This window comes from Pseudomonas sp. TE3910 (assembly GCF_056279025.1).
Window position 1 is genome coordinate 3,470,532 of the sequence record NZ_JBWBQN010000001.1, and the last position, 20,354, is coordinate 3,490,885.

Below are 20,354 nucleotides of genomic sequence, written 5' to 3' on the forward strand. Positions count from 1 at the left end.
GCCCACTGTGTGGGGGAATAACTGATGCTCAACGGCCTCTGGCTTGGATTTTTCGTGGTCGCTGCCGTGTCGGCGCTGGCGCAATGGTTAGTGGGCGGCAACGCCGGGATCTTTGCCGCCATGGTCGAGAGCATCTTTGCCATGGCCAAATTGTCGGTCGAGGTCATGGTGTTGCTGTTTGGTACCCTCACCCTCTGGCTGGGCTTTCTGAAAATTGCCGAGAAAGCCGGTGTGGTCGAATGGCTGGCCAAAGTACTAGGCCCATTGTTCCAGCGCCTGATGCCGGAGGTTCCCCCCGGCCACCCGGCATTGGGTTTGATCACCCTGAACTTTGCCGCCAACGGCTTGGGCCTGGATAACGCAGCCACGCCGATCGGGCTCAAGGCCATGCGGGCGCTACAGGAGCTCAATCCCAGCTCAACTACCGCCAGTAATGCGCAGATTCTCTTTTTGGTACTCAACGCCTCTTCGCTGACGTTGTTGCCCGTCACCATCTTCATGTACCGCGCACAGCAGGGGGCGCTGGACCCGACGCTGGTGTTCCTGCCGATCCTGCTGGCGACCAGTGCATCAACGCTGGTCGGCCTGCTTTCTGTGGCGGTCATGCAACGCCTGCGGCTATGGGACCCGGTGGTCCTGGCCTACCTGGTGCCTGGCGCGCTGCTGCTCGGAGGGTTCATGGCGCTGCTGGCTGGGCTTTCGGCTACAGCCCTGGCGACCCTCTCGTCAATCATGGGCAACTTGACCCTGTTCGGACTGATCATGCTCTTTTTGCTGATTGGCGCGTTCAAGCGGGTCAAGGTGTATGAAACCTTCGTTGAGGGCGCCAAAGAAGGGTTTGACGTCGCCAAGAGCCTGTTGCCCTATCTGGTGGCAATGCTCTGCGCCGTTGGCGTGTTGCGTGCCTCTGGAGCCCTTGAGTTCGGTCTGGACGGTATTCGCTATGCGGTTGACTGGTTTGGCTGGGATACCCGCTTTGTCGATGCGTTGCCGACCGCGCTGGTTAAGCCATTCTCTGGCAGTGCTGCCCGCGCGATGTTGATCGAGACCATGCAAAGCCATGGGGTAGACAGTTTCCCTGCGTTGGTGGCTGCCACGGTTCAGGGCAGCACCGAAACCACATTCTATGTACTGGCCGTGTATTTTGGCGCAGTGGGTATCCAGCGGGCCCGACATGCTGTGGGCTGTGCGCTGCTCGCCGAATTGGCCGGCGTGCTGGCGGCCATTGGCGTCTGCTACTGGTTCTTTGCCTGAGCTTGTGCGGCTTGGCGCACGGTCCAATCAACCAGTTGCGCCATCAGTCGGTCGCTGGCCTGGCCAAAGCCTTCGACGACAGCGGGTATCTGTTTATCGCTTAGCGGTTGACGCACCTCGAAGCGTTGGCTGGCCAAAATTCGCTGGGTGCGCCCTTGTACCAGGCGCGCATCAAAGCGGATCACCACGTTGAGCCCCTGCGCGCCATACTCGCTCTGGAACGATTGCAGCTCGCCAGCCAGCTCGTAGTCGGCTTGCAGGTTGCTATCGTCGGCGCTGAGCCGCTGTACCCGACCATCGCGCTGGAAGGCATCGAGCATGCGGTTGCGCAGCAACGTGGGCGCCGGGTCACTCCAGCGGGCGCCCTTGTAGCTGCTGATCAGATCACCTTGAGGCACCACGGCAATACGCGGGCTGTTCAGCACTTCACTGGTGAGCGGTTTGTTCAGACGCAGCGACCAGTCTAGTGGCGCAACGTCGCTGGTGCCGTGCTGGACCTGGTGGGTCGGCAGGCGGTAGACATCTGATGGGTCGGCCTGGGGCAGAATCGAGCAGGCACTGCTCAGGCTTAGCGCTAATGCCAGTACCAGGCGGTTACGCTTCATGGCTCGAACTCCTTGTTTTTGTCACGGCCCAACAGATAGCCACTGGGGTTGGCTTCCAGGCGCCGGGAGATTGCCTTCAACGCGGTCAGGGTGTCTCGCAGTTCTCGAATGGCTGGTGCCAGTTCATGCAGGCCCTGCGCCCCCTCATTGATGGCTTCGCGATTGTCGTTGAGCATGGCGTTGAGGGTTGTGGTACTGCTGGCCAGCGACTGCATTGCCTGTTGGGCATTACCGACGATTTGTGTGCCCTGGCCGCTGAGCAGGCCATTGGCGTTGCGCATCAGTTGGCTGGTTTGTTCCAGCGTGGCGCTGGCCTGCTTGCTCACCTGTGCCAATTGCTGGATGGCGAGGCGAATGTCGTCGCGCTGCTCGGCAACCGAGCCGGTGGTTTGCTCCAGATGCGCCAAGGTATTGCTCAACCGTGCAGCGTTCTCCTCGGAGAACAGCTGGTTAGCATTGTGCAGCAGTTGGTTGATGCTGCTCATCAGGTCATTGCTGTTGCTCATAAGACGTGCAATCGGTGATGGCGAGGCAATGATCACCGGGAGTTTGTGCCCTACCCCTTCCAATGCTGGGCTCTGTGGCGTACCGCCACTGAGCTGGATGATCGAGGTACCGGTGATACCGGTCAGGGCCAGCTTGGCCTGGGTGTCTTCCTTGATCGGGGTGTCGGCGCTCAGCCGGATGCGAGCCAGTACACGGCGAGGATCCTTTGGGTCGAGGCGCAGGTTGATGACATCGCCAACCTTGATCCCGCTGTATTGCACCGAACTGCCTTTGGACAAGCCGGAAACGGTCTCGTTGAACACCACTTCATAGTCCTTGAAGGTGTTATCGACACTGGATTTGGCCAGCCACAGGCCGAACAGCATGGCGCCAGCCACGACCAGCACGGTGACCAGCCCGATCAATACATGGTGTGCACGGGTTTCCATCTCAATCCTCCTTGAGCGCTGTGGCGGCCTGGTAGGCCGCACGGCCACGGGGGCCATGGAAGTAGTCTTGAACCCAGGCGTCCTCGGTATCGGCAACTTGCGCGATTGGCGCGGCAACCAGTACTTTTTTCTGTGCCAGCACCGCGACGCGATCGGTGATGGTGTAGAGGGTGTCCAGGTCGTGAGTGATCAGAAACACGCTCAAGCCCAAGGCGTCGCGCAAGGTCAGGATCAATTGGTCGAAGGCCGCCGCACCAATGGGGTCGAGCCCTGCGGTAGGTTCGTCGAGAAAAAGGATATCGGGGTCCAGGGCCAGTGCCCGTGCCAGCGCTGCGCGTTTGATCATGCCGCCAGAAAGAGAGGCCGGGTACTTGTCTGCGGCCGACAAGGGCAGCCCGGCCAGAGCCAGCTTGACGCCCGCGAGCTGTTCGGCATCTGCGCGGCACAGGCCGGCATGTTCGATCAGCGGCAAGGCGACGTTCTCAGTGACCGTCAGCGAGGAGAACAAGGCCCCTTTCTGGAACAGTACGCCAAACCGTCGTTCGACCTGGGAGCGCTGCGCTTCGTCCAACTGGTTCAGGTGCTGCCCGAATACCCGTACATCGCCTTCGTCGGGACGCCGCAGGCCGATGATGCTGCGCAGCAGGACGGATTTGCCACTGCCTGAGCCACCGACCACCGCAAGGATTTCACCACGATACAAATCGAGGTCGAGGTGTTCATGCACGCTCTGGCTGCCAAAGCGATTGCACAGGCCTCGGGCTTCAATCACGGTTTCGCGTGGTGGCGTACTCACCAGCCCATCTCCATGTAAAACAGGGCCGCAATGGCATCCAGCACAATGACTACAAAGATCGACTGAACCACGCTGGAGGTTGTGTGCGCACCTACCGATTCGGCACTGCCGGAGACCTTGAGGCCTTCCAGGCAACCAATTGCAGCGATCAGGAAGGCAAAAAATGGGGCCTTGGCCAACCCGACCAGAAAGTGTCTTGCATCGATGTCGTTTTGCATCATCGAAAGGAACATGGCCGGCGAGATGTCCAGGGACAAGGCGCAAACCAGCGCGCCGCCGACGATGCCGCAGAGCATTGCAAGAAAAGTGAGTAGTGGCAGTGCGATCAGCAAGGCCAACACCCGTGGGATGACCAGAATCTCGATGGGGTCCAGTCCCAGCGTGCGAATGGCATCGATTTCTTCGTTGGCCTTCATCGAGCCAATCTGAGCGGTGAACGCACTCGCGGTACGCCCCGCCATCAGGATGGCGGTCAACAACACACCGAACTCACGCAGGAAAGAGAACGCCACCAGGTCGACGGTAAAAATGCTGGCGCCGAACTTGACCAGCACTGTTGCCCCAAGGAAGGCCACCACGGCGCCAACCAGAAAGGTCAACAGTGCGACGATCGGCGCGGCGTTAAGGCCGGTTTGCTCAATGTGTGCGACCACCGAGGTGAGCCGCCAGCGTTTTGGCTGTAACAGCAGGCGCCCGAAGGTGGCGAGAATAAGGCCAACGAAGCCGAGCAGGTGCAGGGTATCTTGTTTGAGGGTATCGACGGCACGACCGATGCGTTCAAGCAGTTGCATCAGCACGTTCCGCTCTGGTGTTTTCACCGGTATGCAGTAGTCTTGCAGCGAGCAGTAGACCGTTTTCAGCAGGGCGCGGTTGGCCGCTGGCAAGTGTGTGGCGGTTTCGGTCAGTTGGGCCAGGCGCTGGGTGCCCAGCAACTCGACCAGTAGTGCGGCACCTGCGGTATCCAGCTTGCCAAGTTGATCAAGCTCTATCCGCGTTGTGCTGTCGTACTGCCCTGCCAGGCTTGCAGTGTGCTGCTTCAGGCTGGCGTAGTTGGCCAGCGTCCAGTCACCCGTGATCCGCAGACAAGCTGGGCTGCTGGTGGTGTCCAAGGTGGCATTGGCAGTACTGGTCATAAGCTCCATGTGATCCGAGAGGCGCTCCAATGCGCAGCCTCAGAGCATAGCGCTACTGAGCTGTGCTTGCTTGACCGTCGTCAACTACCCGGAAGCGCAGCACGCCGATGACCTGACCATCTTCGGTCAACACCCTCACCTGCCAGCGCCCGATGGGGTTGCTCGGGAAGTTCTGCTTGTGGGTCCAGGCGCGGTAGCCTTCCTTGCGCCCGCCATGAATGTCCAGCGCGATGCGGTCGACCTCGTTGCCGTTGAACTGCCAGACATGGTAGATCCGCTCATTCAAGCCCCGTGGGGCATTGATCGCTGTGTAGGCATACAGACCGCTGCTGCGGATCTGACTGGCACTCACTTGTTTGAGGCTGGCGCCGGGGGTGCGGTTTTGCACCTCGGTGCTTATCGCGACATCGTTCAGCCATAGCGTGGCAGGCGGCACCCACGAGCGCAGTAGCCAACCGCTGCCACCCACGGCCAGGGTCACGGCTACCAGCATGACGGCGCGGCGCCAGTGGTTGATCGGAAAACTGCTGGCCAGGCTGGGGAACGACAGCAGCATGGCCGCACCCAGTGCCAGCTTGAAGCTCTGTGCTGTGGTGAGGTGCAGGATGATGGGCAGCGCAGTAAGCAGCGCCGCGAACAAGGTCAGGGTGTGCAGGGCAAGAAACAGTGAGCGCCGTGGCGCCAGCCACTTGTAGTACAACGGATCAATGATCGAAATCAGCCCGGCTGCGGTCAGTAGCCCGGGTGAATACCAGTTGGCCGCTGTTCCAGGTTGTGGTGATGAAAAAGAACGGCAGTACGAAGAACAGGCTTTCCTGGTGGATCATCTGCGTGGCATAGCGCAGCAGTGGCTGCGGAATTTCGCGCTTGAAGACCTTGGCGAACAGCTGGGTGAAGGTGTTCTCCAGCATCAGCCAGACCCAGCTGACCAGCATCAGAATGGCAATCCAGCTGGCCAGGCCTGCTTGGCGGTCGACCAGAATGAAACTGGCAATACCGGAAATGAAACCGCCAAGGGCAATAACCCCTGGGTAGCGCTTGAACAGTTCGATCAGGCGCTGGATGACGTGAGGCATGCGGGTATTCGCTGAAGTCAGGTAAAAACCCGCACAGGATAACGCTGTTTATCCGTAATGGCTTGTTGTCATCCCCCTTGAGAGGGCCTTTGTCGCGCCTATTGGCCGCGGCGGCGTCTATGCCAGACAAACCCAGCCAGCAGGATCAGCCCGAGTAACCCGGCCAACAGACGGTAAATGCTTTCATAACCCAACGCCGGCTTTTCAATGCGCAGGTACCCAGGGTCGGCAAACAGTTGGCGCATGGCCTGGTTGGTATCCTCCAGGCTGACCTGGCGCAACTTGCTTACCGGGTCTGCAAAGCGCCCATCGGCATAAGCGCTCAATGCACTCCAGTAGTAGTCGGCCAAGGCTGCATTACCCTGAGTGGTCCATGCTTCACGGTCGATGGCTGCCTGTTTGATGCGTTCAAACGTTGCAGGATCCAGCCCATTCTGACGCAGTCGCTCGATCAATTTTTGCAGCAGCACCTCTGCTTCATCGACGCTCTCGCGATCAAGGTCGGCATTCAGGCTCATTACACTGCTATTGCCGAGCATTTCACGCTGGCTGGAAGGGCCATAGGACAGGCTGTGTTTGAGGCGTAGTTCGCTGTACAGCGCCCAGTCCAGGTAGCGTTGTAGCAGGTTGAACGTCTGCTCGCTGTCACCCTCAAGCACTGGCTCAAGGAACATCCAGTGCAGTTTGGCGCTGTTACCGAGCCACCCGCTGGTCAGCACGCGCTTTGCCTCGGCCTTGTGTACAACGGTCTCCAGGCCCCGTCGCTCGCTGGGGTCGACCGGGTCGAGCTGGCCATAGGTCCGTTCCAGATAGGCCGGCAGCAGGCGGTCGAGGCCACCGACCATGATCAGGGTCATGTTGTTGGGCGCATACCAGTGCGCACGCAGGTCATCGACCTCTTCCAGTGTCAGGTCGTCTATAGCGGAGCGCTCAGCGCAGGTAAGCCCCAGTTCAACTGCCAATTGTTCGCTGGGACCGTGGCCGAGGTCCTGACGGTCGAGCCAGCGTTGCAGGTGCGAGTAATGCCCGCCATCTTCGCGTTCGACGATTTTTTTCGACAGTTCAAGTGCATTCTCATCGAGCTGAGTCTGGCTGAGAATCGCCAGCAACAGATCAAGGACCTTGCGTTGATTGCGGGCCGGCGCCTCGATTACGAAGGTCGTGTCGGCGCTGCTGGTGTAAGCATTCCACTCGCCACCAAGCGCTTGCATGCGTTCCTCAAGACCACCCTCGCCGCTGTCGTCGATACCGCTGAACAACAGGTGTTCCAGCAGGTGCGGCAGTTCCCGGCGGTCGCATGGGAAATCGTCGAAGCCGACGCCCACGACCAGGCGGATCGACACATGGTCGCGTTCATAACCCGGCTTGAGTATGACCTGCAGGCCATTGGGCAGCAGGTAACCTTCTACCTGGGAGCGATCAAGGGCGAAACTGGGCATGCAACCCAACAGTAGGCAAACAAACAACAGGCAACGCATGGCGAGCTTCCTTGCGGGAGTTCTTGGATCGTTCAAGGCGAATGGGCGTCGTCAGGTACGCTATCGATCAACAGGGCATCAGTGTCTGAGCCACCCAATACCACATAGGCACTACTGCAGAACAGCGAGTTCAGGCGCTTCATGTCGGCGATCAGTTCCAGGTGCAACGAACTGGTTTCGATACTTTGCACCACTTTACGTTGCAGTCGGCTGACATGGGCGTGTGCGAGGCGGCGCTCCTGGGCGCGGAATCGACGTTTTTCCCGTAACAACTGGCGTGCACTTTCCGGGTCGGCGCTGAGAAACACCGACAGGCCCAAGCGCAAGTTGGCCAGCAACTGAGTGTGTAGCCCCGTCAATTCTTCCAGGCCAACCTCGGAAAATTCACGGCGCTGCGCGGTCTTTTGTTGCTGCACCTTGCGCAGCATGCGCTCGATCAGATCGCTGGCCAGCTTGAGGTTGATTGCCAATTCGATGATTTCCGCCCAGCGTCGACTGTCTTGTTCGCCCAGGTCTTCGCGGGGCATTTGCGCCAGGTACAGTTTAATGGCGTTGTAGAGCCCCTCAACATCTTCGCCCAGGCTGCGCATCTGTTGGGTCATTGCCGTTTGGGTACCGCGCAGAACGCCGAGCATGGCATCAAGCATGCTGTCGACCAGATCACCCATGCGCAGGGTTTCGCGTACCGCGTTGGCCAGTGCCAGGCTGGGGGTGGCGAGTGCGGTGGGGTCCAGGTGACGGGGCTGGGCTTGGCCGTTAGTTTCCTCGCGAAGTGGCAACAGCCAGCTACACACGCTTGCCATGGGCTTCACAGTCGGCAGCATCAACAGGCACCGCACGCTGTTGTAGAGCAGGTGGAAACCGATCACCAGTTCCTGAGGACTGAAATTCAGACTGTCCATCCATTTCACCAGCGGGCCTAATGCTGGAATGATCAGAAGCAGCCCGATCAGCTTGTACAGCAGGCTGCCCAGGGCAACCTGGCGACCTGCAGCGTTCTGCATACTGGTGCTGAGAAAGGCCAGCAGGCCACTACCGATGTTGGCGCCAATCACCAGGCCGATGGCGACAGGCAGGCTGATCAGTTCTGCACCCGCCAGGGTTGCCGTCAACAGTACGGCCGCCAGGCTGGAGTAAGACACCAGGGCAAACAGGGCCCCGACCAGAGCGTCGAGCAAGATATCGCCGGTCAGCGAGGCAAACAGCACCTTTACGCCTTGGGCATGAGTGATCGGCGCCGCTGCTTCGACAATCAGTTGAAGGGCCAGGATGATCAGCCCAAGGCCAATGCCGACGCGTCCCAACTGGCCGGCTCGGGTCTGTTTGCGCGACAGGAAGAAAATCACGCCAAGAAAGATCAGCAGGGGTGACAGCCAGGACAGGTCGAATGTCAGTACGCGGGCCATCAGGGCTGTGCCGACGTCGGCACCCAGCATGATCGCCAGTGCCGGGGTCAGTGTCATCAGGCCTTGCCCAACGAATGATGTCACCAGCATGGCCGTGGCGTTGCTGCTTTGCACCAGGGCGGTGACCAGAATACCGGCAATGAAAGCTAACGGGCGTCTGGCCATGTTCTGGCTCAGCACCCGGCGCAGGTTGGAGCCGTACACGCGCAGAATGCCGGTACGCACGATGTGTGTGCCCCAAATCAGCAAGGCCACGGCCGACAGCAAATTGAGCAGGGTCAGCATGTGAAAAGGCCCCCTGTTGAATGTGCCCCAAAGGAGGCAAGTGGATGATGCCGTGAGCCTGGCCTGGTTGCAGGCGGTTCTTTTCCAGTACTCACTTAAGCGTTAGTCGGCTAGAAGCCCTGGCGCCAGCATCGCATAGCCTGCACAGGCTTGAAACTAAACCCTCAGGCTGGAGCATGAAAAAGGGCCCGCGTGGGGCCCTTTCATAACCGCACCAGGATTACTGACCCGGAATGTCCTTGCGAAGTTTCACGGGATCGTTCTGTTGCTGTTTCTTTTTTGCTATCGCCGTACGCATACGGATGTTGATGGCTTCTACCGCCAGCGAGAACGCCATGGCGAAGTAGACATAGCCTTTTGGTACATGCACATCGAACGACTCGGCGATCAGCACGGTACCCACCACGATCAGGAACGACAGCGCCAACATCTTCAGTGATGGGTGCTTGTCGATAAATTCGCTGATGGCGCCAGCGCAGAGCATCATCACCAGCACGGCGACAATGATTGCGGCGATCATTACCGGCACATGGGAAACCATGCCGACAGCTGTAATCACCGAATCCAGAGAGAAGACAATGTCGATGATCGCGATCTGGATGATGGTGTAGAGGAACTGGCCACCTTTGCCAGCAGGTTCTTCGTGTGTTTCATCCTCGCCTTCCAGGCCGTGGAAGATCTCCTGAGAGCTTTTCCAGAGCAGGAACAGGCCACCGAAGAACAGAATCAGGTCGCGTCCAGAGATCCCTTGCCCGAATACTTCGAACAAATCATTGGTCAGACGCATGACCCAGGTGATCGACAGCAGCAACATGATCCGAGTAACCATGGCCAGTGCCAGACCGAAGATCCGGGTACGTGGCTGCATGTGTTTGGGCATGCGGCTGACCAGGATCGAGATCATGATGATGTTGTCGATGCCGAGAACGATCTCAAGGGCCGTCAGAGTAAAAAAGGCAACCCAGATCTCTGGGTTGGTCAGCCATTCCATGTGTATTCCTTCAATCGTTGAATGCGATGCACCCGGGCAAAGAGCGTGATCGCAGTGGTTGGATCTGTAGTCTTAAAGGTTGCTGAATAGTGGGAAAATTCCCATCAGCAGCGCAGCCAACATTATGCACAGGCAAACCAGTACTGCCCATTTCAAGGTGAAGCGCTGGTGGTCGCCAAATTCAATGCCGGCCAGTGCCACTAGCAGGTACGTTGAGGGTACCAGTGGACTTAGCAGGTGTACGGGCTGCCCGACGATCGACGCGCGGGCCATCTCCACCGGCGAGATACCGTAGTGGCTGGCAGCCTCCGACAGTACCGGCAGTACGCCGTAGTAGAAGGCGTCGTTGGACATGAAAAAGGTGAATGGCATGCTAACGACTGCTGTGATCACCGCCAGGTAAGGGCCCATGGTCTCCGGGATCACGGCCAGCAGGCTCTTTGACATGGCTTCAACCATACCGGTGCCAGAGAGAATACCGGTAAAAATACCTGCCGCAAAAATCAGCCCGACCACGGCCAGCACACTGCCGGCATGTGCGGCGACACGCTCTTTCTGCTGTTTCAGGCATGGGTAATTGACCACCATGGCGATACTGAACGCGATCATGAACAGCACCGGCAATGGCAGTAAGCCGGCGATCAGGGCGACCATCAGGGCAAAGGTCAGGGCCCCGTTGAACCAAAGTAGCTTGGGCCGACGTGCATCGGGGAACTGCGAAACACTGATCTCGCTGTGATCGATCTCGTCCCCCGGCAAGTGCAGTTCACCGAGGCGAGCCCGTTCGCGCTTGCCATACAGGTAGGCGATGGCGAGGATCGCCAAGACGCCGAACAGCATGGCCGGGATCATGGGCACGAAAATATCCGAAGGGTCTACGTGCAATGCACTGGCAGCACGGGCCGTTGGGCCACCCCATGGCGTCATGTTCATGACCCCGCCAGCCAGAATGATCAGGCCAGCCATGATTCGTGGGTTCATGCCCAGACGGCTGTACAGCGGCAGCATTGCGGCAACACAGATCATGTAAGTGGTGGCACCGTCACCATCGAGTGAAACAACCAAGGCCAGCGCGGCGGTGCCGACGGATACTTTCAGTGGGTCGCCTTTGACCAGCTTGAGGATCTTGCGTACGGCCGGGTCGAACAGGCCGGAGTCGATCATCAGGGCGAAGTAGAGAATGGCGAACATCAGCATGACGCCGGTTGGCGCCAGTTTGCTGATGCCTTCCAGCATCATCGGGCCGATTTTGCTGGAGAAGCCTCCAAACAGTGCGAACAGGATTGGAACCAGAATCAATGCAATCAACGCCGACAGGCGTTTGGTCATGATCAGGTACATAAAGGTGATGACCATGGCAAAGCCGAGGAAGGTCAGCATGGGAGTACTCCAGGCGTAGCGCGTCGTGGGGAAATCGAGTCGGACGAATCAGCGTGCGGTCAGCAGCGTTCGGACTTTCGGCGGGCGTGGAGTCGCAAGGCGGGCGTAGAAGGACATCAGAATCACCATTGTTGTTGTTAAATTGGCCTGATGTACGCTGAATCTCAGGTACACCGGCTGACCGGTCTAATGCCGGTGGTGGGCTGATGCTAAAAGCGAAAGCTTTCAGCCAGCTTTCGCAGGCTGAAAGACGACCAATGGAGTGGGTTGAATGACCCATGGGCCATGAAGGTGCCTGCCACGCTGGGGCTCTGCGCTGGTCTCAGGGGAGCTGCAAGCCGCCGGCAGCCTTGTGTAGCTCGCGCAGGTGTTTGCCAATCTGATCGATGTTGGCTTCAACCGCTGCAATCTCGGCGGCGCGTGACGGCTCGAGCAACGCCCTGACCTCTTTATCGAGGGCTGCGGTAAGGTGTTGCAGCTGTTGCTGGCGCTGGCCGCTGGTCTGTTCCAGTTGTTGGCGTTCGGCTGCCTGTGGCACGCCATAACCCTTGCTGTCGATCAACTCGGCCGGGCGACTGAGAAAGCCACTGTTGGCAAGTATCTGCTGCAATGTGCCGTTTGCTTTGGCCACACTTGCATCATTTAATGCGCGACCGCTGAGATAGCGCTGCTTGACCTCATCCTGAGCCAGCAGCAGTTGGCGCCGCAGGCTCGCCTGCTCCAACAGCAACAGGGCGGCACTGGTGCGCAGGTCCGCTCGGTCGAACCATTGCTGGCGCTGTTGCGCGGGTTGTTCGAGCCAGGTCTCAACGCTGTCCTGGGCAACGGGCAGGTGCTTCTTCAATACCTGAAACATGGCTTCATATCGGTCTCGATAGGAGTCGAAACGGTAGCCCAGGCGCAGGGCTTCACGCGGATCGTCGAGGACGCTGACATCCGCCAGGCCACGTCCGTTGAGCACTTCCAGCAAGCCATTGGGCATGATGCTGTCCAGTCCCGCCAGCTGTTGCTTGCCCGTGCCGCTGCGCAGCAGTTTGAGTGTTTCGACTGCACAGTTGTTGGAAAGGAAATAGTAGTTGCCGTCGTAGCTCCAGTGCATTTCCGCGGCCTGGCGCACCAGGCTCTCCAGCTCGGATCGATCCAGCTTGAGCGGTACTGAAGCCAGGCTGCGCAGTTCGGTCTTGGTGTACTCATCGATCACCTGGCCCAAGGGCAGGATGAACAAGCGGGAGGGATAGGCACCCGTCAGGCCGCCCCAACTGGAGAGTTGCACATCATTGACGAAGGCTCGGTAAGACAGCACTAGATGCTGGTCGAGGTCCAGCCGGCAGTCAGGGCCACGTGGCCTGCCAGGGGCGCAGATTACCAGGCGCAGCATGCTGTGCCCCCAGCGGCTGACCCAGTTCTGGTTGGCCTCGGCCAGCAGGTAATCGACCGCATAGACCCGCTCCGGGTCGATCTGGCCCAGCGGTTGGCGGGCAAAATCGTTTCCTGCATTCAGGAACGGTAATGTCTGTTGGCAAGTCGGGTGTGCCGGGGCCCAGTCAAAGTGCGCTTGCAGGTAGGCGTGCAGTGCGGGCCGTCTACAGGCATAGCTTGGGTCAAGGAGAAAGTACTCCATGTTGACCGCAATGAATTCTTTCGGGCTGCTCAGCTCGTAGCTATCTGGGCTGCGGGCGATTTGCCGATTGTGTTGTTCGCGCTCTCCGCGTCGGCCGACGTACTGCGGCCAGCCGGCAAGGTCCAGCAGACGAGGGTCATCGCTGAGGGTAAAGCGGCGTTTGGTTTGTCCGCGGCAGCCGTCTGGAAGGCCAACCTCGCCTTTGCTGGACGCATACCGGGTACAGGCCTGGATCTCTTTGCGCTCGGCTGTGGGCCATAGGCGGGCACGATCATACAGATGGGTCAGTTCATGCAGTACAGTCGCCAGCAGCTCCTGACGTACCGTGCCGTGTGGTCGATCCGTCTTCGTAGTCGCAGCGGTGCCGTCCACAAGGCTTGGCAGCAAGCGACGATTGAGTTCGAGGCTGGACACCAGCGAGGCCTGCCCATAAGCCTCGTCTGGCATCTTTGTGCTCCAGCTGACGTCGATACGTCGATCCAGCCGGGATTTGAACTGTGGTGGAAGCGCTTGCAGCGCCTCATCCAACAATGCCTGGCTGGCCCTTTGTTGTTGCGGATCAAGGCCATCGTGTTCGAGGACCAGTTGCAGATCCGCTAACACGGGGGGAGCGAGCAGCGTCAGTACGCAGCCCAGCAGCCAGGCACGCATGGGGTTCACAGGGCCAGGATAGCTTCGGCCAGGGCTTGGTCGCTGGCGTCACGTGCCTCAGGAACACGCTGGCGTAGGGTATCGAACGCTGCTTCGAGCTGTGCACCGCGGATTTCACCGTTGCTGGCGACGTAGCTGGCGGCATCGTCATGGGCTTCGCGGACTACTTTGGCGTCGCGGATAGACGTTGTCGTGTCGGAGGTGAAGTCGATCGAGCGGCCAAATGCACGAACGATAATGTTGCTGGTGGCCACCAGGGTGTGTGCCTGGGCCAGGTCGGCCATCAGCATTAGGCCGAGGGTGGCGGCAATCAGCGGGTTACGCATGGAACATCTCCGGTAATACAGGTGTGGTCATTGGACGAGAATTGCCTGCGCCAGTTCAAGGTCGCTGGCATGAAGTTTGGGGTGAGTTTCACGCAGTCGGTCCAGCGCAGCCTGCAGGTGAGCACCGCGCAACATGCCGGCGCTGGCGACGAATGCTGCCGCATCGTCCTTGGCTGCCAGTATCAATTTACGGTCGAAGGGTGCCGAGGTGACCTTGCTGGTGGCATAGCCGCTGGCGACGAGACTCTGGGTGGTCAGGTCAAGGGCTTGGACGGTGCCGGCCCAGCACAACGCAAGCAACAGCAATAATGGATAACGCATGGTTCTCTAGGGGCTGGTGAATCAGGCGGCAAAGGCTATCCCAATGCGTCGGTCTGAACCAGCCTGAAGAGTCCGGCTGTTTTGCATGTTGTTGCATAACTGTGCCGGACTCCAATCACGGTCAAATGGCCAGAATGGCTTGTGCCAACTCTGCGTCGCTGGCTTGAAGTGCCGGTGTTTGTTGGCGGATATGCGCCAGTGCGCTTTCCAGTTTTACACCGCGGATTTCGCCTTGGCTGGCAACGAAGCTGGCAGCGTCGTCACGGGCAGCACGAACGATTTTATCGTCACGGAAGGATGAGGTGACATCGGAGGTGGCGTCGGTGGAGGCCCCTAAGCCCCGAACCACGGTATCGGTGGTGACGACGAAACTGGTTGCATTGGCTGTCGAAGCCAGGGCCAGCATCAGCGCGGTGCCAAGCATGCGTGAACGGAACATGAGGTCTATCTCCTTTAGAGAGCAGTGTGGGGTAGCTGCTTAAGCGTATCACGGCGACGCAACCTGCGAGGCGTACGTGGGGAGCCAGCGTTCTTAACAATAGGACCGTTACCGTGCCATTTCGTTGCGCGGTATCTGTATCTCGAACGCCTAGATGAAACTGTACCTGTCGTTTTTAATATTTTTATAACTGTGCATGTCTGCGCTGCAGGCGCTCTAGCCCGGGCCTCAGAACGAAAAAACCCGTCAGCAGTCTCCTGCGACGGGTTTTTGATAAATTCGAGGTGCCGGCGTGGCCGGCGAGCCCTGCATTAGCGCCAGAAAGGCTTGCTCAGCTCTTCGTAGCGTTGTGCTTCGCTGATGCCAGCATCGGCCAGAAGGCGCGAATCCAGGCGAGCCAACTGGTGGCGGCTGGAGATACGGCGTTGCCACAGCAACAGGTTCGACAGCAAACGCAGCGGCAAGGAAGCGTTGGATTTTTCGGCGCTGTTTTCAAAAACCAGATCGGAACTGAGGGTACGTTCCATGATGTCATCCTTCCGCTTATGGCGGCATTAGGTAGTGATTTAACTGATGCCAATGATCCTCCTCTTCGGTCGATTCCTCTAGATACAGTTCATATGGATTGTGATGGTCCAGTTAACTGTTTTAGAAGACTGTTGCACTCGAAATGGACGCAACTGTACCGGTCTGCACTGGTATGGTGCGATTGATTTTGGGAAAGGGGGTAAAAGCGAGGAAATTCCCGGAAAATAACCGGTACAGTAGAACAGTTTGATTGATTAATGCGCTGTAGCTGTTCAGCTGGCGTGCATTGCACCGCACCAACTGAACAGCTGCGCTAGGGATTAACCGACGAGCATGCGACCGGTTTCTTCCAGGTTTTCGTGCCAAGACAGGGCTTCACGCAGGATATGCGGGGTATGACCACCGCGCTCGCAGGCGCGGGTGAAGTAGTCATTCAGCGCTTCGCGGTAGTCCGGATGCACACAGTTGTCGATGATCACGCGGGCGCGCTCACGTGGCGCGAGGCCGCGCAGGTCGGCCAGACCCTGCTCAGTGACCAGAATGTCGACGTCATGCTCGGTGTGGTCGACGTGGCTGACCATTGGAACAACGCTGGAAATCGCGCCGCCTTTGGCAATGGACTTGGTCACGAAGATCGCCAGGTGGGCGTTACGTGCGAAGTCGCCGGAGCCACCGATACCGTTCATCATGCGGGTGCCACAGACGTGAGTCGAGTTGACGTTGCCGTACAGGTCGAACTCCAGTGCAGTGTTGATACCGATGATGCCCAGGCGGCGAACCACTTCAGGGTGGTTGGAGATTTCCTGTGGACGCAGTACCAGCTTGTCCTTGTACTTCTCCAGGTGGCCAAACACGTCGGCATTGCGGCGGCTCGACAGGGTGATCGAGCTGCCCGACGCGAAGTTCAACTTGCCTGCGTCGATCAGGTCGAAGGTCGAGTCCTGCAGTACTTCGGAGTACATGGTCAGGTCTTCGAACGGCGAGTCGATCAGACCGCACATTACCGCGTTGGCGATGCTGCCGATACCGGCCTGCAGCGGGCCAAGCTTGTTGGTCATGCGTCCGGCATCAACTTCCTGCTTGAGGAAGTTGATCAGGTGGTTGGCGATGCCCTGAGTTTCGCTGTCCGGCGGCAGTACCGTGGACGGCGAGTCTGGCTTGTCAGTGATAACGATGGCGACAATTTTTGCCGGGTCGATCGGGATCGCGGTGCTACCGATACGGTCGTCAACCTTCACCAGCGGGATCGGTGTACGGGTTGGACGATAGGTCGGGATGTAGATGTCGTGCAGACCTTCCAGGTTCGGATTGTGCGCCAGGTTGATCTCGACGATCACATGTTTGGCGAAAATCGCGAAGCTGGCCGAGTTACCCACGGACGTGGTCGGAACGATATGACCTTGTTCGGTGATCGCCACGGCTTCGATAACCGCGATGTCTGGCAGCTTGAGCTGCTGGTTACGCAGTTGCTCAACCGTTTCCGACAGGTGTTGGTCGATGAACATTACCTGGCCTTCGTTGATGGCCTTGCGCAATGTGTTATCAACTTGGAATGGCATGCGTCGAGCGAGTACGCCAGCTTCGGTGAGCTGCTTGTCGAGATCATTGCCCAGGCTGGCGCCGGTCATCAGGCTGATCTTCAGCGGCGAATTCTTGGCGCGTTCGGCCAGCGCTTGAGGAACGGCTTTGGCTTCACCGGCACGGGTGAAACCGCTCATGCCGACGGTCATGCCGTCCTGAATCAGGCCAGCGGCATCAGCCGCACTCATTACTTTGCTGTGCAGGGAGGATAAGCGAATTCGATCACGGTACATGGATTGTTATCTCGATCTCGGGCTACTAAAGCTAGGCCTCCAGTCTAGTGATTTAGAAAGGGTTCGTCCCACGACCAAGGTCGAATGCCCGGGCTATAAACAGGGCCTTTTGTCGGTGATATCGGGCAGCAAAAAGCCCCAGCCGAACCGCGCTGGGGCTTCTGTGGTTTTGCCTCGGGGTCAGTCGACGGCTTTGACCATGTCTTCAATGACTTTCTTGGCGTCGCCGAAGACCATCATGGTCTTGTCGAGGTAGAACAGTTCATTGTCCAGGCCTGCATAACCACTGGCCATGGAGCGCTTGTTGACGATGATGGTCTTGGCCTTGAAGGCTTCGAGGATCGGCATGCCAGCAATGGGTGACTTTGGATCGTTCTTCGCCGCTGGGTTGACCACGTCGTTGGCACCCAGCACCAGCACCACGTCGGCCTGGCCGAATTCGGAGTTGATATCCTCCATCTCAAAGACCTGGTCGTAAGGCACTTCGGCTTCGGCCAGCAGTACGTTCATGTGTCCAGGCATCCGACCGGCTACCGGGTGGATCGCGTACTTAACGGTAACGCCATTGTGGGTCAGCTTTTCGGTCAGTTCCTTGAGGGCATGCTGGGCACGCGCAACAGCCAGGCCGTAGCCAGGCACAATGATGACCGTGTCGGCGTTGCTCAGCAGGAAGGTGGCGTCGTCTGCCGAACCGGACTTCACTGGGCGGGCCTCCTTCGCTCCAGCCGGACCAGCAGCGTCCGTTGCCCCGCCGAAGCCGCCGAGGATTACGTTGAAGAACGAGCGGTTCATCGCTTTGCACATGATGTACGAGAGGATCGCACCCGAAGACCCTACCAGCGAACCTGCGATGATCAGCATCGAGTTGTTCAGCGAGAAGCCGATGCCCGCTGCCGCCCAGCCCGAGTAGCTGTTGAGCATCGACACCACTACCGGCATGTCGGCACCGCCGATCGGGATGATGATCAGCACGCCCATTACGAACGCCAGGATCAACATCAGGGCGAATGCGCTGTAGTTGCCGGTGAAGGTGAAGACCAGGCCCAGGCCAATGGTGGTCAGGCCCAGTATCAGGTTCAGCTTGTGTTGACCGCTGAACTGCACAGGTGCGCCCTGGAACAGGCGGAACTTGTACTTGCCGGAGAGCTTGCCGAAGGCGATGACCGAACCGGAAAACGTAATTGCACCGATGGCTGCACCGAGGAACAGCTCCAGGCGGTTACCGGTAGGGATCGGCTCGCTGATGCTGCTGACGATGCCCAGCGATTGCGGTTCAACCACTGCCGCAATGGCAATGAATACCGCAGCCAGGCCGATCATGCTGTGCATGAACGCGACCAGCTCGGGCATCTTGGTCATTTCTACTCGTTTGGCCATGATCGAACCCGCAGTACCGCCAATCAGCAGGCCTACGATCACGTAGCCAATACCGGCAGTCGCCAGTTCCGAGCCCAACTTGTAGATGAGGCCAATGGTGGTGACCACGGCCAGCGCCATGCCGAGCATGCCGAACAGATTACCGCGGCGCGACGTGGTCGGGTGCGACAGGCCTTTGAGGGCCTGGATGAAACATACCGAGGCGACAAGGTAGAGAAGTGTTACCAGGTTCATGCTCATGTTTACTTCTGCCCCTCTGCCTTCGCTGCTTTCTTCTTGAACATCTCCAGCATGCGCCGGGTGACCAGGAAACCGCCGAACACGTTGACCGCTGCCAGGGCGACCGCGAGGGTGCCCATGATCTTGCCCAGCGGGGTTACCGTCAGGGCTGCGGCGAGCATTGCGCCAACGATGACGATGGCGGAAATGGCGTTGGTAACCGCCATCAATGGGGTATGCAGCGCAGGGGTTACGTTCCAGACCACGTGGTAACCGACATAGATGGCCAGCACGAAGATGATCAGGTTGTAGACGCCATGGGAAATCAGCATGTCTTCCATTGTCGTGCTCCTTATCCGTTCTTGCGGATGACCTGACCGTCGCGGCACATCAGGCACGCGGCGACAATGTCGTCTTCGAGGTTGATCGTGAACTGGCCATCCTTGTCGAACAGCAGTTTCATGAAGTCCAGCAGGTTGCGTGCATAGAGCGCCGAGGCATCGGCGCCGACCATTGCTGGCAGGTTGGTTGGCCCGACGATAGTCACACCGTTTTCAACAACCACTTGATCGGCAACCGTGAGCGGGCAGTTACCGCCTTGAGCCGCCGCCAAGTCGATGACCACCGACCCCGGCTTCATCTGCGCAACGGTTTCGGCGCTGAGCAGCGTGGGTGCCTTACGGCCGGGGATCAGTGCGGTGGTGATGACGATATCGGCCTGTTTGGCGCGCTCATGCACGGCCAGGGCCTGGCGTTGCATCCAGCTCGCCGGCATTGGTCGGGCATAGCCGCCAACGCCTTCGGCGCATTCGCGCTCCTCGTCGGTTTCATACGGCACATCAATGAACTTGGCGCCGAGCGATTCGATCTGCTCTTTAACGGCAGGCCGTACATCCGAAGCCTCAATCACCGCACCCAGGCGTTTGGCTGTGGCGATTGCCTGCAGCCCGGCCACACCTGCGCCGAGAATCAGCACGCGTGCGGCTTTTACCGTACCGGCAGCGGTCATCAGCATCGGCATGAAGCGAGGGTAATAGTGCGCTGCCAGCAGGACAGCCTTGTAACCGGCGATGTTGGCCTGTGACGACAACACATCCAGGCTTTGCGCGCGGGAAGTGCGCGGGGCCGCCTCCAGGGCAAAGGCTGTAATGCCGCACTCGGCCATCTTGGCGATGACATCGTTGTTGAAGGGATTGAGCATACCCAACAGCACGGAGCCGCTCTTGATCTGACCCAGTTCACTATCGTTGGGCGCCACAACCTTCAGAATCAGTTGTGCGCCAAACGCATCGGAAGCGCTGCCAATAGTGGCGCCTGCTGCTTCGTAGGCACTGTCCGGTACGCTGGCTTTAACCCCGGCGCCGCTTTGAACGGTGACCTGGTGACCCTGGCCAATCAGTTTTTTGATGGTTTCCGGGGTTGCAGCGACGCGTGTCTCGCCCGTCTGCGTTTCGAGAGGAACACCAATGTGCACGTCAATTTCTCCTGCGTGATCTTTTGTTAGTAAACCAGTGCACTACGGATGGTGCTTCTGGGGCGGCCGATCAGCACGATCCCGCGTGAATTCAGGCGGGGCTGGGCATTTTGCTGGCGATCCTGAATCGCTTCAACAGATTTTGAAGGGTGACGATAAACAAACTACAAGTCACCCTGTGACCGTATGTCGCAACAATCGGCCTTCAGCCCGCCAGCCGTGGGCTTCAGGGAGATTACGGCAAA

The 20,354-nt window shown here is 58.8% G+C and carries 18 protein-coding genes and 1 pseudogene; 1 reads left to right on the plus strand and 18 read right to left on the minus strand.

Annotation, left to right across the window (positions count from 1 at the left end; genetic code table 11):
• Nucleotides 1-24 precede the first annotated feature (24 nt).
• Nucleotides 25-1,254 (plus strand): nucleoside recognition domain-containing protein, encoded by a 1,230-nt coding sequence (locus ACZ9H3_RS15950; protein ID WP_330522517.1) that lies wholly within the window; start codon nucleotides 25-27, stop codon nucleotides 1,252-1,254.
• On the opposite strand, the gene ACZ9H3_RS15955 is transcribed toward ACZ9H3_RS15950, so the two are convergent.
• From ACZ9H3_RS15955 to ACZ9H3_RS16040, 18 genes and pseudogenes are all read right to left on the minus strand, one after another.
• Nucleotides 1,236-1,859 carry an ABC-type transport auxiliary lipoprotein family protein gene (locus ACZ9H3_RS15955; protein ID WP_476221473.1) on the minus strand — a complete coding sequence of 208 codons (624 nt, stop codon included), beginning with the start codon at nucleotides 1,857-1,859 and terminating at the stop codon, nucleotides 1,236-1,238. The genes ACZ9H3_RS15950 and ACZ9H3_RS15955 overlap by 19 nt on opposite strands.
• A complete protein-coding gene (locus tag ACZ9H3_RS15960) occupies nucleotides 1,856-2,794 on the minus strand; it encodes an MlaD family protein (protein WP_476221475.1) in 939 nt (312 codons plus the stop codon). The genes ACZ9H3_RS15955 and ACZ9H3_RS15960 overlap by 4 nt, the downstream gene beginning before the upstream one ends.
• A gap of 1 nt (nucleotide 2,795) precedes the next feature.
• Nucleotides 2,796-3,590, minus strand: a complete 795-nt coding sequence (locus ACZ9H3_RS15965) for an ABC transporter ATP-binding protein (protein ID WP_065761302.1) — start codon at nucleotides 3,588-3,590, stop codon at nucleotides 2,796-2,798.
• A complete protein-coding gene (locus ACZ9H3_RS15970) occupies nucleotides 3,587-4,732 on the minus strand; it encodes an MlaE family lipid ABC transporter permease subunit (RefSeq protein WP_476221477.1) in 1,146 nt (381 codons plus the stop codon). Before ACZ9H3_RS15970 ends, ACZ9H3_RS15965 begins: the two co-directional genes overlap by 4 nt.
• 43 nt (nucleotides 4,733-4,775) lie before the next feature.
• Nucleotides 4,776-5,799, minus strand: a pseudogene (locus ACZ9H3_RS15975) (DUF5924 family protein).
• A 98-nt stretch (nucleotides 5,800-5,897) separates the two neighbouring features.
• A complete protein-coding gene (locus ACZ9H3_RS15980) occupies nucleotides 5,898-7,277 on the minus strand; it encodes a M16 family metallopeptidase (protein ID WP_476221479.1) in 1,380 nt (459 codons plus the stop codon).
• Nucleotides 7,278-7,309: 32 nt separating this feature from the next.
• Nucleotides 7,310-8,968, minus strand: a complete 1,659-nt coding sequence (locus ACZ9H3_RS15985; protein WP_476221481.1) for a Na/Pi cotransporter family protein — start codon at nucleotides 8,966-8,968, stop codon at nucleotides 7,310-7,312.
• A 220-nt stretch (nucleotides 8,969-9,188) separates the two neighbouring features.
• Entirely contained in the window at nucleotides 9,189-9,959 is a 771-nt protein-coding gene (locus tag ACZ9H3_RS15990) for a TerC family protein (RefSeq protein WP_065761297.1), read from the minus strand.
• Nucleotides 9,960-10,031: 72 nt separating this feature from the next.
• Nucleotides 10,032-11,339 carry a CitMHS family transporter gene (locus ACZ9H3_RS15995; protein WP_476221483.1) on the minus strand — a complete coding sequence of 436 codons (1,308 nt, stop codon included), beginning with the start codon at nucleotides 11,337-11,339 and terminating at the stop codon, nucleotides 10,032-10,034.
• A 322-nt stretch (nucleotides 11,340-11,661) separates the two neighbouring features.
• Complete coding sequence (locus ACZ9H3_RS16000) at nucleotides 11,662-13,620, minus strand: DUF7844 domain-containing protein (RefSeq protein ID WP_476221485.1); 1,959 nt, start codon at nucleotides 13,618-13,620, stop codon at nucleotides 11,662-11,664.
• Nucleotides 13,617-13,937: a DUF2388 domain-containing protein gene (locus tag ACZ9H3_RS16005; protein WP_065761294.1), complete on the minus strand. Its 321-nt coding sequence runs from the start codon at nucleotides 13,935-13,937 to the stop codon at nucleotides 13,617-13,619. The genes ACZ9H3_RS16000 and ACZ9H3_RS16005 overlap by 4 nt, the downstream gene beginning before the upstream one ends.
• A 27-nt stretch (nucleotides 13,938-13,964) precedes the next feature.
• Nucleotides 13,965-14,258 (minus strand): DUF2388 domain-containing protein, encoded by a 294-nt coding sequence (locus tag ACZ9H3_RS16010; protein ID WP_099773250.1) that lies wholly within the window; start codon nucleotides 14,256-14,258, stop codon nucleotides 13,965-13,967.
• Nucleotides 14,259-14,379: 121 nt separating this feature from the next.
• Nucleotides 14,380-14,697, minus strand: coding sequence for a DUF2388 domain-containing protein (locus tag ACZ9H3_RS16015; RefSeq protein ID WP_099773251.1), 318 nt, complete (start codon nucleotides 14,695-14,697; stop codon nucleotides 14,380-14,382).
• A gap of 311 nt (nucleotides 14,698-15,008) precedes the next feature.
• Nucleotides 15,009-15,224, minus strand: a complete 216-nt coding sequence (locus ACZ9H3_RS16020) for a DUF1127 domain-containing protein (protein ID WP_065761291.1) — start codon at nucleotides 15,222-15,224, stop codon at nucleotides 15,009-15,011.
• A gap of 321 nt (nucleotides 15,225-15,545) precedes the next feature.
• The gene (locus ACZ9H3_RS16025; protein ID WP_065761290.1) at nucleotides 15,546-17,039 is read right to left on the minus strand and encodes an acetyl-CoA hydrolase/transferase family protein; all 1,494 of its coding nucleotides are present in this window, start codon (nucleotides 17,037-17,039) and stop codon (nucleotides 15,546-15,548) included.
• 180 nt (nucleotides 17,040-17,219) lie between these two features.
• Nucleotides 17,220-18,656 (minus strand): NAD(P)(+) transhydrogenase (Re/Si-specific) subunit beta, encoded by a 1,437-nt coding sequence (locus tag ACZ9H3_RS16030; protein WP_330522525.1) that lies wholly within the window; start codon nucleotides 18,654-18,656, stop codon nucleotides 17,220-17,222.
• A gap of 2 nt (nucleotides 18,657-18,658) precedes the next feature.
• Nucleotides 18,659-18,976, minus strand: coding sequence for an NAD(P) transhydrogenase subunit alpha part 2 (locus ACZ9H3_RS16035; RefSeq protein WP_042127705.1), 318 nt, complete (start codon nucleotides 18,974-18,976; stop codon nucleotides 18,659-18,661).
• Nucleotides 18,977-18,987: 11 nt separating this feature from the next.
• On the minus strand, nucleotides 18,988-20,109 hold the full coding sequence (locus tag ACZ9H3_RS16040; protein WP_476221492.1) for a Re/Si-specific NAD(P)(+) transhydrogenase subunit alpha: 1,122 nt from the start codon (nucleotides 20,107-20,109) through the stop codon (nucleotides 18,988-18,990).
• Between the last annotated feature and the right edge of the window lie 245 nt (nucleotides 20,110-20,354).